This is a genomic window from Nonomuraea sp. NPDC050202, from assembly GCF_040656115.1.
Taxonomy (GTDB): domain Bacteria; phylum Actinomycetota; class Actinomycetes; order Streptosporangiales; family Streptosporangiaceae; genus Nonomuraea.
On record NZ_JBFALF010000050.1, the window covers coordinates 13,714 to 30,484 of the forward strand.

A 16,771-nucleotide genomic window follows, 5' to 3' on the forward strand; every position below is an offset into this window, starting at 1 on the left:
CCGCTCGAAAAGACGGTTTCGTGCTGTGAGCTCGGGTTTCACATGGCGGTTTCCCGGAACAAACGCGGCGGTTTCTCGCAATGGTGCAGGAAAGAGGGCCTCAGTAGCTTTCGGCAGGTGCTCAAAACCGCCCTCGCTGCAATCTGTTTCGTCCTGGCTCCCGACGTTCCCGCGTCGATGCCCGCGTCGATCCCTGCGCCGATCCCTGCGCCGATCCCTGCGCCGATCCCTGCGTCGGTCGACGCCTACGTCGAGGAGTACCGCGCGGCCACGGGCCTGCCTGGCGTCACGGTGGCGATCACGAAACAGGGCAGAGTCATCCACACCGGCGGATACGGCAAGACCGCCACCGGCGAGCCCGTCACAGCCGACACTCCCATGGCGGTGGCCTCGGTCAGCAAGTCCTTCACCGCCTTGGCCGTCATGCAGCTGGCCGAGAGGGGCAAGGTCGCCCTCGATCAGCCGGTGCGCCGCTACCTGCCCGAGTTCACGCTGGCCGACCCCCGGGCCGCGAAGATCACCGTACGGCAGCTGCTCGACCAGACCTCCGGCATGGCCGACTCGGCCTTCCACGAGAAGAGCCTGACTCAGCCTCGAACGCTCCAAGGTGCCGTGGCCCGGCTCAGGACGGCCAGGCTCGCGGCGGATCCCGGGACCGCCTTCAGCTACCACAACACCAACTACCAAGTCGCCGCCCGGCTCGTCGAAGTGGTCAGCGGCCGGCCGTTCGCGGCCTACCTCGACGCAAACGTGTTCGAACCCCTCGGCATGCGCAACAGCACGACGATCGACACCGACCGCGACATGCCCGACAGCGCCCGCGGCCACCTGTACGTACTCGGCCAGGCCCTCGCCGTGCCGGAGCCCTCCGCGTTCGGTAACGGCTCCGGCGGGGTCATCAGCACCGCCAACGACCTGGCCAGGTGGCTGATCGCGCAGAACACCGGTCTCCAGGGTCTCCTGTCCCCGCGGAGCGTCGAGGAGATGCGCACCGCCTCCGAGCAGAACCAGGACTACGCCCTCGGCTGGATGATCGACAAGACCGAACGCGGCACCCTCGTGCTCGAGCACGGGGGCGACCTGTTCACCTCCACCGCCCACCAACTGCTGATGCCCGGCTCGGGATACGGCATCGCCGTCATGGCCAACACCGGCATGGCCTTCTCCGACGCGCACACCCTCATGACGGGCCTGGTCGCCATCATCGAGGGCGGCACTCCGCAGTCGCCCTCCGGGCAGCAATCGCTCCCCACCGACGCGCTCTTCGTACTGCTGACCCTGGTGACCATCGGGCTCGCGGTGCGGGGCACGGCGCGTGCCCGGCGATGGGCCGCACGCCGCACGGGATGGCAGCGATGGCGGCTGGCGCCGTACCTGCTCCCGATCGGGTTGTGCGCGACGATCGCCCCGATCCATCGCATACTGGCACGCGGCCGCGACGCCGGCTGGGTCCAACTGGCCTACCTCTACCCGACGTTCATGCTCTGGCTGGTGACGGCCGCGGCCGCGGGCCTCACGGTGGTCGCCGCGCGCCTCTGGGGCGCGGCGCGGCTACGACGGCGATGAAGCGTGCGCGGCGGGTGGCGAGAACCGGAGTGGCTTCGGAGCCTGTGGACCTCTGATCCGGGCGTGGCCATCCTTGCCGATGTGCGCCTGCGTCATCGGGTGAGCTCCTCCGCGGCTGGGGATTCGGCGGTGGGAGCCTGCCGGTTCTTCATGGTCAGAGCCAGGAGGATAGTGCAGGCGGTGAACGCCGCCGCGAGGGTGAAGGCCGCGGTGACTCCCTCGGTGAGGACCTGGTGGGCCGGTCCGCGCGCGACGCGGGTGGCGGCGCCGAACACCGTGACGAGGATGGCCAGCCCCAGCGCACCGCCGATCTGCTGCATGACGTTGAGCAGGCCGGAGGCGGCGCCGGCATCCTCGGGTCGGATCCCGGAGGACAACACGGTGGTGGCTCCCACCAGCAAGACGCCCATGCCGAGGCCGGCGATCATCATGGGGCCGAGCAGGGCCGTGGCGTAGTCGGCCTGGGGCGTCAGCCGCGTCATCCACAGCAGGGCCACGGTGATCGCTGCGGCGCCGACGGCGATCAGCGTCTTGGCGCCCAGGCGTGGCAGCAGCCGGGCCGCCGCGCCGGAAGAGACCAGGATCGCGAGGGCCAGCGGCACGAAGGCGAATCCCGCCTGCAGAGGGCTGTAGCCGCGGGCCTGCTGCAGGAACTGGGTGAGGAAGAAGAACATGCCGTTGCCCGCGGCCAGGACGAACAGCAGCACGAGGTAGCCGCCGGCGCGGTTGCGGTCGGCGAACAGCCGCAGCGGGACGATCGGCTGCCGGGCACGGGACTCGACGGCCACGAACAGTGCCAGCAGGACGGCGGCCGCGCTGAGCGCGCCGAGGGTGACCGCGTCGCCGAAGTCCTGCTCGGCGGCGCGGATGAAGCCGTAGACGAGCGCGGTCATGCCGAGCGTCGAGGTCAGCGAACCCGCCAGATCGAAGCGGCCCGGGTGGCGCTCGGTCTCGGTGATGAACAGCGGGGCCAGGATCAGCAGGACGAGGCCGATCGGCACGTTGATGAACAGCACCCACCGCCAGGAGATCCAGTCGGTGAGCATGCCGCCGGCGATGAGGCCGATCGCGGCGCCGGAGCCGGAGACTGCCGCGTAAGCCCCCAGCGCCCGCGCCCTGCGTGCGGGGTCCGGGAAGCCTACGGTGATGAGGGCGAGCACGGTCGGGGCGGCCATGGCGGCGCCGATTCCCTGACCTGCACGGGCCGCCAGCAGCATCTCGGCCGAGGTGGCCAGCCCTCCGGCCAGTGAAGCGGCCGTGAAGATGACGACCCCGCCGATGAGCGCCCGCCGCTGGCCGAGGATGTCGCCCGCGCGACCGCCGAGCAGCAGCAGACCGCCGAAGGCCAGCATGTAGGCATTGAGCACCCAGGACAGGCCGGCCGCGGAGAAGCCGAGGTCGTGCTGGATGTCGGGGAGGGCGATGTTCACCACGTTTGTGTCCAGGATGAACATCGTCTGGCAGATCAGCACGATGGTGAGCACCGGGCCGGGGTGGCGCTGGGGGCGGGAAGCGCCGGCGGGCCCGGATCCCGCTGTCGCCGTGTGCGTGCGCTGTTCGGTCATGGCACTCCTCAGGATGGAAGGCAGCAAAACGAGGAAGCTCCTCGGTTTCGGTGAGCTAAGATATGAGGAGGTTCCTCGTTTTGGCAAACGTGTGGAGGGTCCCATGGCGGATCGATCGACGCAGACCCGGCCCGCAGGGCGCAAGGATGCGCGACGCAACTACGAGCGTCTGCTGACGGCCGCCCGGACGGCTTTCACCGAGCACGGCGTCGGCGCCTCCTTGAACGACATCGCGCGCACCGCCGGCGTTGGCAACGTGACCCTCTACCGGCACTTCCCGACCCGCCAGGCACTGCTGGAGGCATTGCTGGGCGAGAGCCTGCGCGGCCTGCGCGCACGCTCGGACGAGCTGCTCGCCTCCCCGTCCCCGCACCAGGCCCTGACCACCTGGCTCACAGCCGCGGTCGAGCACGCCATGGCCTACCGCGGCCTGGTCGACGCCCTCGTCGACAGCCTCGCCGACCCCGCGTCCGAACTCCACGCCACCTGCCAAGCCGTCAAGGCCGCCGGGGCACAACTCCTGGCCAGAGCCCAGCACGCAGGAACGATCCGGCAGGATATTGACGCTTCCGCGCTCTTCTCCCTCATCGCTTCGGTCGCCTGGGCTGCGGAGCGGACCCCTGTACACCGTGACCAGCTTCTGGCCGTCATGCTCGACGGGCTCCGCCTCCGGGTGGATGAACCGGGCTGAACCGGAGGGCCACGGAGGCAAGCCGTGACGTCACCGCCGGACGGCCACGTCCACAGCGAGTGGTCCTGGGACGCGCCGCTCGGCGCGATGGCTGGTCGAGGACCCGGCGTCTGCCGTGGGCGGTCCGGCGAGCCTCACGGCCGGGCCCGAAGGCCTCCGCATAGGGTCGATCTCAGGTATCTCTTCGTCATGGCCCGGGCCCGATCGACCGGGCCCGGGCCGTCCGCGGCGGGGTGAACAACGGTCACCGCAGGCTGCCGGTCAGCGGGACGAACGCGGTCGCGCGTCCCCTGCCGAGCCGGACCCAGCGCACGAGGAGCAGGGCCATCCCGATCAGCCCGTCGACCGTCAGCAGCCCCCAGTTCAGCATCGTGAACAGGTGGACCTGGGTCTGGGTGACGCCGGGCAGTTGCCCGAGCCGGATGATCGCCACCCACTGGGCCGGGGTGCCGGTCACGAGCAGGGTCAGCCACACCGCGATGGTCTGCGCGGCGTCCCACAGGGCGTGCAGCAGGACCACGACGGCGTACCAGCCGAGGAGCGGGAGGTCCGGCCGGGGCCGGCCGCTGCGGCTGCGCGCCGCGGCCGCGAACAGCACGCCGCCGAGCAGCGCGGTCCACAACCCGTGCCCGACCGGGGCGAGCACCGCACGCAGGGCCTCGGTCTCGACGAGATTGAGCAGCGACAGGCCGCTGGAGGTGAACAGCGCGTTGAAGGCGTACCCGGCGCTCTCGAACGCGGCGAAGCCGAAGCCCACGGCCGCGCCGAGCACCATGCCGTCGCGCGGGGTGCAGAAGGGCAGCCGGCGGGCGAGCAGCCAGAGCGCGGCCAGCTTGACGCCTTCCTCGATCGCCCCGATCGCCAGGTAGCCCCAGCTCGACATGTTCGTCAGCAGCGCCGACTCCAGGATCGAGGCGCCCAGGACGCCGAGCACGCCGCCGTAGACGAACGCGGAGAAGATGCGCTGGGTGGTGATCACCGCGTCGGCGCGCCGGAACGCGAACGCGACGAACGTGACGGGGACCAGAAAACTGCCCACCAGGATGATCGTCGGCACCAGGTTGACGTTGCCGGTGACGAACGTGACCACCACGGTCGCCACCCACAGCGCCAGCCCTCCGAGGAGGATCCGGACCCAGCTCGGGCCGGAGCGCCGCACTCCGGGCTCGTTGACGAATGCGACATCAGGGAAAACTGCCGGGTGTGACTTCACCGCGGGCTCCTTCCGGGGAGTGCTCAAGGCTTCCCCTTCAGGATCCGCGGGCCCCGCCGCGGTGTCGTCCCGGCCAGCGGCCATCCCGGCTACCGGCTGGCTGGAATCCCGGGATCCCGGTCAGCCTCCGGTGACCGGCAGATCGGCGTGCAGGGTGGTGCCCCGGGCGGGCGGGCTGTCGACGGTGACCGTGCCGCCCAGCGCCTCGACGCGGTCGGCCAGCCCGAGCAGTCCCGAGCCCGTGCCGGACGTGGCGCCGCCGACGCCGTCGTCGCTCACCCGCAGCCGCAACGTCCCCTCCTCCAGGCACGCCCGCACGGTCACGACCGTGGCCTGGGCGTGTTTGGCGGTGTTGGTGAGCGCTTCGGAGACCACGTAGTAGGCGGCCACCTCGACGGGTTCCGGCAGCCGGCCCGGCACGTTCACGTCCAGTTCGACCGGCACCGGGCTGCGGCGCGCGAGGGTCTTCAACGCCGGGCCGAGCCCGGCCTCGCTCAGGATCGCCGGGTGGATGCCGCGGGAGATCTCGCGCAGCTCGTCCACGGCCTCACCGAGCCCGTCGGCGAGCCGGTCGAGGGGTTCGGCTAGGTCGGGGCGGTCCGGCGGCAGCGTCGCCTGGGTCGTGCGCACGTCCAGCACGAGCGAGACCAGCCGCTGCTGGATGCCGTCGTGCAGGTCGCGTTCGATGCGGCGGCGGGCCTGGTCGGCGGAGGTGACGATGCGCGAGCGGGAGGCGGCCAGCTCTTCCCGCTGCCCGTCCAGCGTGGCCGCCATCGTGTTGAAGCCGCGCTCCAGGACACGGATCTCGCCGATCCCGCGCTCGGGCACCCGGGCCCGCAGGTCGCCGCCGGCCAGCTGCCGCGTGGCCCCGGCGAGCCGCCGTACCGGGGTGACCACTGCGCGGGCCAGGTAGAGGGAGTAGGCGCCGATCAGGGCGACCGACGCGATCAGCCCGGCCACGCCGACGGTGATCGCGCGCAGGGCCGCCGTGTCGGACTGGCGCTGCTCGGTCCTGGCCGCGGAAAGGGCGCCCGCCACCAGCGCGTCGAACTCCCCGCGCATCGTGTCCACGCGGCGCTTGCCCTCCGCGGTCTCGGCCGCCCGCGCCACGGCCCGGTCAGTGCGCATGGCCCGCACCAGCGGGACGGAGTAGGCGTCGATGTACGACGTGCCCTCCGCCTCGATCCTCCGGGCGAGCACGTGCTGGGCGGGGTCGTCGGCCACCAGCCGCTCCAGTTCGCCCGCCTGCCCGGGGAAGGCCGCGACGGCCGCCTGCCACGGCTGCAGGAAGCTCTCCTGCCCGGTGAGGGCGAACCCGCGCTGGCTCGTCTCCATGTCGATGATCAGACGTTCCAGCCGGTTGGCCATCGTCAGGACCTGTGCGGAGCGCTGCTCGCGACGCCAGGCCTCACGCAGGTCGCCGATCGAGACCAGCAGGACCGCGAAGGCCGCGCCCACGATCAGCGCCAGCACGGCGCCGGCCGTCACGGTGCGGAGGGTGAGACCGCGGCCTGGATCGTTCCTGGTTGCGCCTGACCGGCCATCGTGCATGCCCGGAGTGTACCGATCGGGGACAAGGTCCCATAATGCCGACATGGCCGATACGCAGGTGGTTCTCGCTGACGACGACGTGCTGCTGCGCGAAGGGCTCGCCAGCCTCCTCGCGCGCTCCGGCCTGGACGTGGTCGGGCAGGCCGGCGACGCCGTCCAGCTGCTGGACCTGGTCCGCGAACGGCGGCCGGAGCTGGCCATCGTGGACATCCGGATGCCGCCCACCAACACGGTCGAGGGGCTGCGGGCCGCCGCGCAGATCCGCGAACGGCACCCCGAGGTGGGCATCCTGGTGCTGTCGGCCCACGCCGAGGCCGAGCACGCCATGCAGCTGCTGGCCAGCGGCGGCGGGATCGGCTACCTGCTCAAGAGCCGGGTGACCGACGTGGAGGACTTCGTCGACACGGCGCTGCGCATCGCCAGGGGCGGCTCGGTCGTCGACCCCGCACTGGTCCAGGAGCTGGTGTCGGCGCGGCGCCGCAACGACCCGCTGGACGCGCTCAGCACGCGCGAGCGCGAGGTGTTGTCGCTGATGGCCGAGGGCCGCTCGAACGCCGGCATCGCCCGCCGGTTGTGGGTGACCGAGGGCACGGTGGAGAAGCACGTGCGCAGCATTCTCACCAAGCTGGGCCTGTCCGAGGCCGACGACGACCACCGCCGGGTGCTGGCCGTGCTCACCTTCCTCGATGCCCGCTGAGCAGCTCGCGGATCGCGGGCCCCGACAGCCGCGCCTTCGGCAGGAACCCGACCGCCCGGCTCGCCTCCACGAGCTGGGCGAAGTCGTCGGCGTCCTGGGTCGAGATCATGATGACCGGGACGGCTTCCAGGCGGCCGGCCACGTCGAAGCCGCTCTCCTCGCCCAGCCCGACGTCGACCAGCGCGACGTCGGGCCGCAGCGCCGAGGCCAGCTCCAACGCCCGGCCTCCGGTCGCGGCCGTGCCGACGACCTGGACGCCCTGCAGCTCCAGCAGCCGGCTCGCGGCCTCCACGAACCGCCGGCTGTCATCGACGATCAGGCAGCGCAACTCCACCTCCCCAGGCTCCCACCCCGGCAGGGCGCGGGGCATTCCCGCTAGCTGGAACCCTCTCGTGCCTACCGCCGGCGCGCTCATCGGCCCAGGCCCGCGACGAGGTTGATGGTCAGGGCGACGATGACCGTCCCGAACAGGTACGACAGCAGGGCCTGGCGCAGCACCGTCGAGCGGAACGCGGAGGTGCGCAACTCGGTGTCGGAGACCTGGAACGTCATCCCGACGGTGAAGGCCAGATAGGCGAAGTCGGTGAAACGCGGCTGGGCCCCGCCGGGGTCGCCGGTGTGGAAGTCGATGCCCTCGCCGCCCGAGGAGTAGTACATCAGCGCGTACCGCAGCGTGAAGATCGTGTGCACGACCGCCCACGACGCCACGACGCTGGCGACGCCGAGCCCCACGACCAAGGATGCTCCGGTTCCGGCAGTCATGATCATGTAGCCCACCGCCGCCAGGCTGGCCACCGCCGCGACGACCACGGCCACGTCCGCGCCCGCGCGCGTGGGATCCTCCCGGTCCACGTCGGCGGCTGTCTGCGGGCCGTCGAGCCGGGCGATCCGCGCCCAGGTGACCGCCAGGAACACCACGGCCGCCGCGTCCCAGCCGATCAACGGCACGTACGGCAACGGCACCACCGCCGCAGCCATGGCCACGGCCAGGAGCCCGCCCGCGGCGGCGGTCAGCGCGGCCTGCCGTACCGAGGCTCCGAGCATCTCGGACACCCGCGTCATCAGGATCGCCTCCATCCTCTTTTCTCGTGCTCCCAGCCTCGCCGCGAACGGGCGGGCGGGCATCGCGGCCAGCGCCCGTCCGGGGGCGGGGGCAGCGGTAAGCCGCCACTACCTGCTGGCCGCCAGGGCTCCGGCGGCGCGTCTCGGCGGGCCGGCCCTGACGAGACCGCAGCCTCCCGGCGGGCGCGTCCTGACAAGATCGGCCTGTCCGGCCATGACGCCGATGTGAAGCCGATCGCCGTATCGCCTCTGCCATAGTCACCGCGACCACGGCCGGATCTTCCTCCGGCTCGCCGGGTCACCTCGCGCCTGCCCCGCGCTGCAGGCGCCGGCACCGGCTGGGGCGGCGCCGACATGCTCGACGCCAGCGGGACCATCATCAACCTCGCCGCCGCCCCCGCCGGCACCGAGATCCACCTCGCGACACTCGCCCCCTGACTCGGCCGCCCGTGACCTCGGGTCGCGCGAGGTCACGGGCTTGCCCGGGGTCGCTTCCTGGCGGCCACGGGCCGGCTCATGTCAAATGACCTGCCAATGACCTGGCTATGACCGAGGGGCCCCGGAGATAGTTCGGGGCATGGGAGCACATGCGCGCGATGGGGCGGACCTCCGCATCGCCGTCCTGGGGCCGATGGCGGTGTGGCGCGGTGACGCGCAGGTCGAGCTGGGGTCGAACCGGCTGCGTACGGTGCTGGCCGTGCTCGCCATGTCGGCGGGCGAGACCGTCTCCGTGGACCAGCTCGCCCTCGCGATGTGGGCCGACGACCTGCCGGCCAACCGGCGGCGCAGCGTGCAGACGTACATCGCCCGGCTGCGCCACGCGTTCGGACCGGCCTCGATCCGCACGTCGGCGGTGGGCTACCGGCTCGACGTGGCGCCGGACGCGGTGGACGCCCTGCGCTTCAGCCGGCTGCTGAGCGAGGCGGCGCTGTCGCGGGGCACCCCGGCCGAGCACGCTCTCCTGGATCAGGCGCTGGCCCTGTGGCGGGGCGGGCCGTTCGACGGCGTCGATTCCGAGCTGCTGTCCGGCCCTCGCGCCTCCCACCTGGTGGAGCTGCGCCTCGCCGCCGTGGAACGCTGGATCGACCTGGGCCTGGCCGAAGGACGGCACGCCGAGATGGTGGCCGAGATCCAGTTACTGGCGGCCAGCCATCCGCTGCGCGAGCCTCTGTGGGGCCGCCTGCTGCGCACGCTGGGCCGCTGCGGCAGACACGCCGAGGCACTGGCCATGTACGAGCGCCTCAGGCGCCGCATCGCCGAGGACCTGGGCGCCGGCCCCTCCTCGGAGCTGCAGCGCATTCACCTGAGCCTGCTGCAGGAACCGGGGGGAGCCTCCTGGCGCCATGAGGACGGAGCCGGCCTGGCCGGAAGGGCCGCCGGCACGGCTTAGCCTCCATGGACGATGAGCCCAGGCATCGACCGGACGACGCGGGCGAGCACCTCATCCGCGAGGCGCTCGGGGTGAGGGGTGGCGCCTGCGCGAGATCGGTACGAGTGCCGGGATCTCGCATGAGCAGGTACGCCCGATGCTCGCATGAGGGCCGTCCGGCCCGGGAGCATCCGGCGCCCTGAACGCGAGGGGTGGCTACTCGGCGGGCGGGGGTGTGCGCAACGGCCGCACCTGCCCGCCTTCGGGTGACTCGGGCCAGCCGGACTCGAGCAGGTCGAAGATGGCGTGCAGTGCCGCCAGGGGGTCGGGTTCCGTGCCCGCGAGCTCGGGGATCTCCAGGACGTAGCGGGCGAGAGCGCGGACGGTCATGTCGGAGGGGTCGCGGCCGCTCTCGGCGGCGATCGCCTCGGCCAAGGCTCCCTCGCTGGCGATCCAGAGCTTGCGTGAGTATTCCCGCAGGGCGGGCGTGCTGACGATCAGGTCGCGCTTGCGCCGTAGCTCGGGCGGGAGATCGTCGGTGAAGGGCCCCCGGGCTGCCATGCAGCGGCGCAGGGCTTCCATCACGGACTGGCCGGGGGGCCGGTCGCGGACCGCGGCGACCAGCCAGACGCGCCGTTCGGCGCCGTCGTCGAAGATCAGCGCTTCCTTGCCGTCCGGCACGTGCGCGAACAGGGTGGCGATGGAGACGTCCGCCTCCTCGGCGATCTGAGCGACGGTGACGCCGTCGTACCCGTGCTCGCTGAACAGTCGCAACGCGGTCTCCGACAACGCCTGGCGGGTCTGTGCCTTCTTGCGCTCGCGGCGCCCCATCGTCGTCCCCATGTCTCCATCGTAGCGGAACCTGAAACGCATCTGATTCTATAGTGGTTATAGTTTCAGAGTCACTTCAGGTTTTCTTGAACGGAGATGCGTCATGGCCACCCTCGCCAACGCCGGCCCACCGGCGACCGCGTCAACCCGGCGCATGTGGGCCATCCTGGGCTTGGTGCTGCTCGCCGATGCCCTCGACATGATCGACGCCACAGTCACGAACATCGCCGCGCCCACGATCACCGCCGAACTGCACGGCGGCGAGGACCTGATCAAGTGGCTCGGCTCGGCCTACATGCTCGCGATGGGCGTCCTGCTCGTGGTCGGCGGGCGGCTGGGCGACAAGTACGGCCAGCGCAGGCTGTTCCTCATCGGCATGAGCGGCTTCACGATCGCCTCCGCCGTGGCGGGGCTCTCGCCGCACCCCGCTCTGCTGATCCTCGCCCGCGCAGCCCAGGGCGCGTTCGGTGCGCTCCTGATCCCGCAAGGCATGGCGATCATGACGAAGACGTTCTCGCGCGACATGCTCACCAAGGCGTTCGCGCTGTTCGGGCCCCTGCTGGGAGCAGCCTCGGTCGGCGGCCCGATCCTGGCCGGGTTCGTCATCGACGCCGACATCGCCGGGCTGTCGTGGCGCCCGATCTTCCTCGTCAACCTGGTGCTCGGCGCGCTCGGGCTGCTCCTGGCCGTCCGGCTGCTGCCGCACGACGACGGCGACGCGTCCACCGGCGTGGACGGCGTGGGCTCAGGGCTGCTCGCCGCCACCATGTTCGGCCTGCTGTTCGGGCTGGTCGAGGGGTCGAGCAACGGCTGGACCGCTCTCCCCGTCCTCTCGATCGCCGCCGGCCTGGCGTTCCTCGCGGCCTTCGCCCGCCGCCAGAGCACCGCCGCCGACCCGCTGGTCAAGCCGTCCCTGCTGCGCAACCGCGGCTTCAGCTCCGGACTGCTCGTCGGTCTGATCGTCTTCGCCGCCACCACCGGGCTGGTCTACGTCCTGTCCCTGTTCATGCAGCAAGGGCTGCACGCCTCGGCGCGGGACACCTCCCTGGGCCTCCTGCCGATGACCGTCGGCATCATCGTGGCCTCCGGAGCCTGCATGGTGCTGATCAAGAAGCTCGGCCGCACCCTCGTGCTCCTCGGCCTGGCCGTCATCCTCGCCGGCTGCGGCTGGCTGCTCATCCTGGTCACGACCTCCGGCACGGGCCTGAGCCTGTGGGCCCTCGCACCGGCCGGCTTCCTCACCGGCCTGGGAATGGGCGCCTGCTACGGCACGATCTTCGACGTCGCCATCGGCGACATCGCCCCCGGCGAGGCTGGCAGCGCCAGCGGCTCCCTGTCGGCGATCCAGCAACTGGCGGCCGGCATCGGGTCGGCCGCCGTCACCTCGGTCTTCCTCCAGCAGGCCGGCTCCGGCTCCGGCCCGGCCCTGACGACCAGCCTCGCCGTCGTCGTAGCCCTCATCGCCCTCACCGTCCCGGCCGTTGCCCTGATGCCCAGACGGGCACCGGAAGAACCCCAGCACTGACCCCACCATCAACGCAAGGAGCTGAAACCATGCCCCCAGCCCCCTGGGACGTGCGCCGCCTGCCGCGCGCCGAAGGCAGGAACGTCCTCGTCACCGGCGGCAACGCGGGCATCGGATACTTCGTCGCCGAACAGCTCGCCGGCACCGGCGCCACCGTCGTCCTCGCCTGCCGTGACCCCGCCAAGGCCGAAGCCGCGCGGGCCTCGATCCGCGCCCGCGTCCCCGGCGCGAACGTCCGTCACCTGCGCCTGGATCTCGCCCACCTGCCCTCGGTCGAAGCCTCCGCCGGCGCCCTGGGGCTGGACAGGCTGGACGCGGTGGTCTGCAACGCCGGAGTGCTGCTCGACCGGCGCCTGAGCGCCGCCGGCAGCACGACCCTGAGCGTGGTCGTCCACCCCGGCGGCGCGCTCGACTCCCTCACCCCCTCACGCCCGCCGGTCCACCTCCGTACCACCGGCGAACGGCTGCGCGGCCTGCCGGCCGGCCTCCTCCTGCAAGGCAAGGAGGCCGCCGCCTGGCCCGCCGTCCGGGCCGTGCTCGACCCGTCCGTACGTGGCGGCCAGCTCTGGGGACCCCGGGTGTTCGGGATCCGCGGCCTGCCCGTTCTCGAACGCGTCCAAGGTCACCTGGCCGACACCGTACTCGCGGCCCGGCTGTGGACCGCCACCGCCGGACTGACCGGCCTCGATCCGAGCTCGAACCTCGGGTGAGCCAAGATCGACCTTGCCGGACGGGAGACCACGGTGAAGGACCGCGGCGTAATCGTGGCGATGCCGCAGGGGCAGAGCCGGCCGCCTCACCCGACGGGCAGGGAGGACACCGTGTCCGTCGCGGGTGAAGCCGGGCTCGGCGGGCAGAGGGCCGGCATCGTGCCGTCGGTCAGACGGCGTGGGCCAGGGCCGCGTCGTCGGCGGCGGCCTCCTCCTGGCTCCACGGCTGCGGAGCGGGATGGGCCAGGTGCCACTGGACGGACTCCGTCACTCGCACCGCCGGGTCGCCGGCGGTCCAGCCGAGCAGGGCGGTGGCCCGGGCGGAGGAGACCAGGACGTGCTGGGCGGGGGCGCCGGTGAGCGCGAGGGCCGGAGGCAGGACCTGGTCGGGGACGCGTACCAGCTCGGCCGGCGAGCCGGCCGCCCGCAGGATCTGGCGGAACCAGCCGCCGAGGGTGGCGGTACGGGATTCGCCGATGGTCAGCGCCTGGCCGTCGGCCGTGCGGCGGTCGAGGGCGGCCAGCACAGCGGAGGCGAGGTCGTCGACGTGCAGGCGGGTCCACAGCAGGTTGGCCGCGCCGACGGGGATGCGGGTGCGGCCGGCGCGGACCCTGCGCAGGATGACGTCCTCACGGCGCTGCCCGTCGTACGGGCCGTAGATCATGGGCAGGCGCAGCACCACCGCGCCGCGCGGTAGCCAGCGCTCCTCGACGTCGAGCTTGTCGTAGTCGGCCGGGACGCCCGGCAGGTTCGCGTCCCGGTAGGGGTAGCGGTCGCGGCGCAGCTCGGAGTCCTCGTCCAGCGGCATGGGCGACAGCTCACGGCCGGTGTTGAGCCCGGTGAACGCCTGGTAGACATCCACACTGGACAGCACCACCGCAGGCACCTCGGGCAGCACGGGCAGGACCGCGTCCACGTCGCCGGCCGTCAGCGCGTAGGCGTCGACGACCGCCTCGGGCGCGAAGTCCTTCACCCGGCGGGCGTGGTCGGCCAGCGAGCGCCGGTCGGTGTGCAGGAAGCGCACCCCGGGCGGCAGGTCGGCCTGGGTGCCTCCCCGATGCACCACCATGACCTCGTCGCCGCGCCGCGCCAGCCGATGCGCGATGCGCCGTCCTGTGAACCCGGTTCCTCCAAGGATCAAGACACGCATGCCGTAGATCATCCCTTCGCTGTCGTTTCCATCATGTGACTTGAGGGCTCGCCGGTGCCGGCGCGTGCGAATGGGCGGACCTGGCTGGTGACCAGCGACCCGGGACCACTGCGGTGGATCTTCTCCGGTTGATCTTGTTGCGGGCAATCGCTTCCAGCGGCCCGAAAATCGTGACACCTCGGGTCGCGCCGGGCCGGATCAGGCGAGCAACCGGTCGACCAACCCGTCGAGGTAGTCAGGGGTGAGCGGGCCCGCGCCGAACAGGACGCGCATGTAGATCGGCGCCAGGAGATGGTCCAGCACCTCCAGTACGCCAGGCGGGTCCTCGCCGCGGTCGCGGGCGCGGTCGAGCATGGCCTGCAACTGCCTGGTGCGGTCGGCCAGGAGCTCGTCGCGCGCCTGAAGGCCCTGCTGACCCTCGCCTGACAGCGCGATGGTCAGCCGCACCAGCGCCAGGCCGTCGGGTCCGGTGACCTCGCGGGCCACGTTGGCGGCGTGGGTCCGCAGGTCGCCGGCCAGGCTGCCGGTGTCAGGCATCGGCGACTGCGCGTTGAGCCGGGTCAGCAGCACATCGCTGAGCAGGGCTTGGAGGTTGCCCCACCGGCGGTAGAGGCTGGTGTCGGCCACGCCCGCGCGGGCCGCGATGTCGCCGACGGTGAAGTTTCCGTAGCCGCGCTCCCTGACCAGCTCGGTAACGGCCTGGTGCACTGCCGCGCGGACCCGGGCGCTGCGCCCGCCGGGCCGCCTGGCCCGCCCCTGCTCATCCATACCCCCCACCTTAACGCAGTCGAGACTTGCGTTAGAGCCCACAAGGGCCTAGGTTAACGCAGTCACAAACTGCTTTTAGGAGGGAAGTGCGTGAAAGCGTTGCTCACCCTGACCTGCGCAGGTCAGTTCATGGTGCTGCTCGACAACACGATCGTCGGCGCCGCCCTGCCCGACATGCAGCAGCGGCTCCACACCGGGCTGACCGGCCTGCAGTGGATCGTCGACGCCTACGTGCTGCTGGTGGCCATGCTGCTGCTGTCGGGCGGCGTCTTCGCCGACCGGTTCGGCCGCAGGCGGGTGTTCCTGGCCGGGGTGGTGGTGTTCACGGCCGCGTCGGTGGTGTGTTCGCTCGCGCCCTCGATCGGCTGGCTGATCGCCGGACGGGTGCTGCAGGGCGTCGGGGCCGCGGCACTCAGCCCCGCCTCGCTGGCGCTGCTCGCCGCCGCGTATCCCGCCCCGAGGGAGCGCGTCAGAGCGATCGGGTTGTGGGCCGGGTTCAGCGGCATCGGCCTGGCCGCCGGACCGCTGGCGGGCGGGATCCTGGTGGAGGCCTTCGGCTGGCCCGCCATCTTCCTGGTCAACGTGCCCATCGGGGCGGTCCTGCTGCTGGCCGGGCTGCGCGTGCTGGGAGAGTCCCGCAACCCCAGCGCGCCGCCGATCGACGTCCCCGGCACGGTCCTGTCCGTCGCGGGCGTGGGCGCTGTCACCTACGGCCTGATCGAGGGCGGTTCCCGAGGCTGGACCTCGCCGGTGATCCTGGGCAGCTTCGCCGCCGGGCTGGCGCTCCTGGCCGCGTTCGTCGTGGTCGAGGGACGTGTGTCGACGCCGATGCTGCCGCTGCGGCTGTTCCGTCAGCGGCTGTTCACGGTGTCCAACACGGCGATGGTCGTGGTCGGGTTCGCGCTGATGGGGTCGTCGTTCTTCTTCTCCCAGTTCTTCGTCTACGTCCAGGGCGCTTCGATCCTGGTCGCCGGGCTGCAGACCCTGCCCACCTCGCTGGCCATGGTGATCGTCAGCCCGTACGCGGGCCGGTTCGCCGCCAGGTACGGCTTCCGCGTCGTCGTCAGCATCGGCCTGGCGCTGGCCGGGCTGGGGCTGCTGGCGCTGGGCTTCGTCCACGCCGACACCGGCTACGGGAACGTGTGGTGGCGGCTGGCGGTCGTCGGCATCGGGTTCGCTCTCACCATGTCGCCGCTGACCGGGGCCGCCATCCAGGCGGTCAGCCCGCAGGAGGGCGGCCTCGCCTCGGGCGTCAGCAGCACCACCCGGCAGATCGGCGCGGTGCTCGGCGTGGCGCTGCTCGGGGCGATCGTCCACACGCGGGAGTCCGGCGGCGCCTCCTTCGAGTCCGGCCTCAACAGCGCCTTCCTCGCGGCGGGTGCCGTGACGCTGGCCTGCGCCGTATTCACCGGCCTGTGGCTGACCGCGGCCCGCACGCCGACGGGCGTCGCGGCCGGACAGTCAGGAGGCCAAGCAGTCAGTGAGCCGCCGCTGACAGCTCCTCCCAGCCGGCCCACCTCTTGAGCCGCTCGGCGTAGGCCTGCTGGGCCATCAGCAGCCCGTCGGTGCCGAAGATCACCCGCAGCGGCGGGTGGTCGGAGTCTGCCACCTCGAGCAGCGCCCGGCCCCGGCGGCGCCGTCGGTGGCGTAGAAGCCGGGCTCGACCACCGTCACCTTGATGCCGAAGCCGGCGACCTCCTGCGCGAGGGAGTCGCTCAGTCCCTCCAGCGCGAACGTGGAGGCGTGACACCCGCCGCCAAGCGGCCAAGCGACCTGACCGCCGGTGGAGGAGATCTGGATGATGTGTCCGCTGCCCTGCTCGCGCATCGTCACCGCGTGCGACAAAGTGCCCCTGCCCCACCACGAGGATGGCCCGTGCATCGCGGGCGGGCCATCGCGGTTCGTCTCGGTAACCGCACCAAGCAGGTCGGCCTCGACCAGGTCACTCCGCGCGCCCGCACTTTCGCCGAGGCCATTCACGACTGCTTCGGTCACCAGCCGCTGGAGATTCGATTCGAGGGCCCGCCGGCGCCCGGCACCCGCCAGCCCGGCTTCTGTGTGCGCCTCGCTCAA

16 protein-coding genes are annotated in these 16,771 nt (G+C 71.9%); 7 read left to right on the plus strand and 9 right to left on the minus strand.

The features are described from left to right. The first annotated feature begins 177 nt into the window (after positions 1 to 177). Positions 178 to 1,566, plus strand: coding sequence for a serine hydrolase domain-containing protein (locus AB0I79_RS56630; protein WP_357893183.1), 1,389 nt, complete (start codon positions 178 to 180; stop codon positions 1,564 to 1,566). Between the two features lie 92 nt (positions 1,567 to 1,658). Here AB0I79_RS56630 and AB0I79_RS56635 read toward each other — a convergent pair whose 3' ends face one another. Further along, entirely contained in the window at positions 1,659 to 3,131 is a 1,473-nt protein-coding gene (locus AB0I79_RS56635) for an MFS transporter (protein ID WP_357893185.1), read from the minus strand. Positions 3,132 to 3,234: 103 nt separating this feature from the next. Between AB0I79_RS56635 and AB0I79_RS56640 the strand changes: the two genes are divergently transcribed. Then, positions 3,235 to 3,822, plus strand: coding sequence for a helix-turn-helix domain-containing protein (locus tag AB0I79_RS56640; protein ID WP_357893187.1), 588 nt, complete (start codon positions 3,235 to 3,237; stop codon positions 3,820 to 3,822). A gap of 244 nt (positions 3,823 to 4,066) precedes the next feature. Here AB0I79_RS56640 and AB0I79_RS56645 read toward each other — a convergent pair whose 3' ends face one another. Together AB0I79_RS56645 and AB0I79_RS56650 are read right to left on the minus strand one after the other, a co-directional pair. After that, positions 4,067 to 5,035 (minus strand): PrsW family glutamic-type intramembrane protease, encoded by a 969-nt coding sequence (locus AB0I79_RS56645; protein WP_357893189.1) that lies wholly within the window; start codon positions 5,033 to 5,035, stop codon positions 4,067 to 4,069. 120 nt (positions 5,036 to 5,155) lie between these two features. Then, entirely contained in the window at positions 5,156 to 6,523 is a 1,368-nt protein-coding gene (locus AB0I79_RS56650) for a CHASE3 domain-containing protein (RefSeq protein WP_357893191.1), read from the minus strand. A 106-nt stretch (positions 6,524 to 6,629) separates the two neighbouring features. Between AB0I79_RS56650 and AB0I79_RS56655 the strand changes: the two genes are divergently transcribed. Continuing rightward, complete coding sequence (locus AB0I79_RS56655) at positions 6,630 to 7,283, plus strand: response regulator transcription factor (RefSeq protein ID WP_357893193.1); 654 nt, start codon at positions 6,630 to 6,632, stop codon at positions 7,281 to 7,283. Here AB0I79_RS56655 and AB0I79_RS56660 read toward each other — a convergent pair. Both AB0I79_RS56660 and AB0I79_RS56665 read right to left on the minus strand, forming a co-directional pair. Then, a complete protein-coding gene (locus tag AB0I79_RS56660) occupies positions 7,261 to 7,617 on the minus strand; it encodes a response regulator transcription factor (RefSeq protein WP_357893195.1) in 357 nt (118 codons plus the stop codon). The two genes, AB0I79_RS56655 and AB0I79_RS56660, sit on opposite strands and share 23 nt — an antisense overlap. A 77-nt stretch (positions 7,618 to 7,694) precedes the next feature. Continuing rightward, a complete protein-coding gene (locus AB0I79_RS56665) occupies positions 7,695 to 8,345 on the minus strand; it encodes a DUF1345 domain-containing protein (RefSeq protein ID WP_357893197.1) in 651 nt (216 codons plus the stop codon). 577 nt (positions 8,346 to 8,922) lie between these two features. Here AB0I79_RS56665 and AB0I79_RS56670 point away from each other — a divergent pair. After that, positions 8,923 to 9,735 (plus strand): AfsR/SARP family transcriptional regulator, encoded by an 813-nt coding sequence (locus AB0I79_RS56670; protein ID WP_357893199.1) that lies wholly within the window; start codon positions 8,923 to 8,925, stop codon positions 9,733 to 9,735. Positions 9,736 to 9,930: 195 nt separating this feature from the next. Here AB0I79_RS56670 and AB0I79_RS56675 read toward each other — a convergent pair whose 3' ends face one another. Then, entirely contained in the window at positions 9,931 to 10,557 is a 627-nt protein-coding gene (locus AB0I79_RS56675; RefSeq protein ID WP_357893201.1) for a TetR family transcriptional regulator, read from the minus strand. Between the two features lie 91 nt (positions 10,558 to 10,648). Here AB0I79_RS56675 and AB0I79_RS56680 point away from each other — a divergent pair, with 91 nt between their 5' ends. Both AB0I79_RS56680 and AB0I79_RS56685 read left to right on the plus strand, forming a co-directional pair. Beyond that, entirely contained in the window at positions 10,649 to 12,070 is a 1,422-nt protein-coding gene (locus AB0I79_RS56680) for an MFS transporter (RefSeq protein WP_357893203.1), read from the plus strand. Between the two features lie 29 nt (positions 12,071 to 12,099). Then, the gene (locus AB0I79_RS56685) at positions 12,100 to 12,780 is read left to right on the plus strand and encodes an SDR family NAD(P)-dependent oxidoreductase (protein ID WP_357893205.1); all 681 of its coding nucleotides are present in this window, start codon (positions 12,100 to 12,102) and stop codon (positions 12,778 to 12,780) included. Positions 12,781 to 12,949: 169 nt separating this feature from the next. Here AB0I79_RS56685 and AB0I79_RS56690 read toward each other — a convergent pair whose 3' ends face one another. Further along, positions 12,950 to 13,930: an NAD-dependent epimerase/dehydratase family protein gene (locus tag AB0I79_RS56690; RefSeq protein WP_357893207.1), complete on the minus strand. Its 981-nt coding sequence runs from the start codon at positions 13,928 to 13,930 to the stop codon at positions 12,950 to 12,952. A 198-nt stretch (positions 13,931 to 14,128) separates the two neighbouring features. Further along, on the minus strand, positions 14,129 to 14,698 hold the full coding sequence (locus tag AB0I79_RS56695) for a TetR/AcrR family transcriptional regulator (RefSeq protein ID WP_357893209.1): 570 nt from the start codon (positions 14,696 to 14,698) through the stop codon (positions 14,129 to 14,131). 90 nt (positions 14,699 to 14,788) lie between these two features. Between AB0I79_RS56695 and AB0I79_RS56700 the strand changes: the two genes are divergently transcribed. After that, the gene (locus tag AB0I79_RS56700) at positions 14,789 to 16,222 is read left to right on the plus strand and encodes an MFS transporter (RefSeq protein ID WP_357893211.1); all 1,434 of its coding nucleotides are present in this window, start codon (positions 14,789 to 14,791) and stop codon (positions 16,220 to 16,222) included. Between the two features lie 51 nt (positions 16,223 to 16,273). On the opposite strand, the gene AB0I79_RS56705 is transcribed toward AB0I79_RS56700, so the two are convergent. After that, positions 16,274 to 16,771: an SDR family NAD(P)-dependent oxidoreductase gene (locus AB0I79_RS56705; RefSeq protein ID WP_357893213.1), complete on the minus strand. Its 498-nt coding sequence runs from the start codon at positions 16,769 to 16,771 to the stop codon at positions 16,274 to 16,276.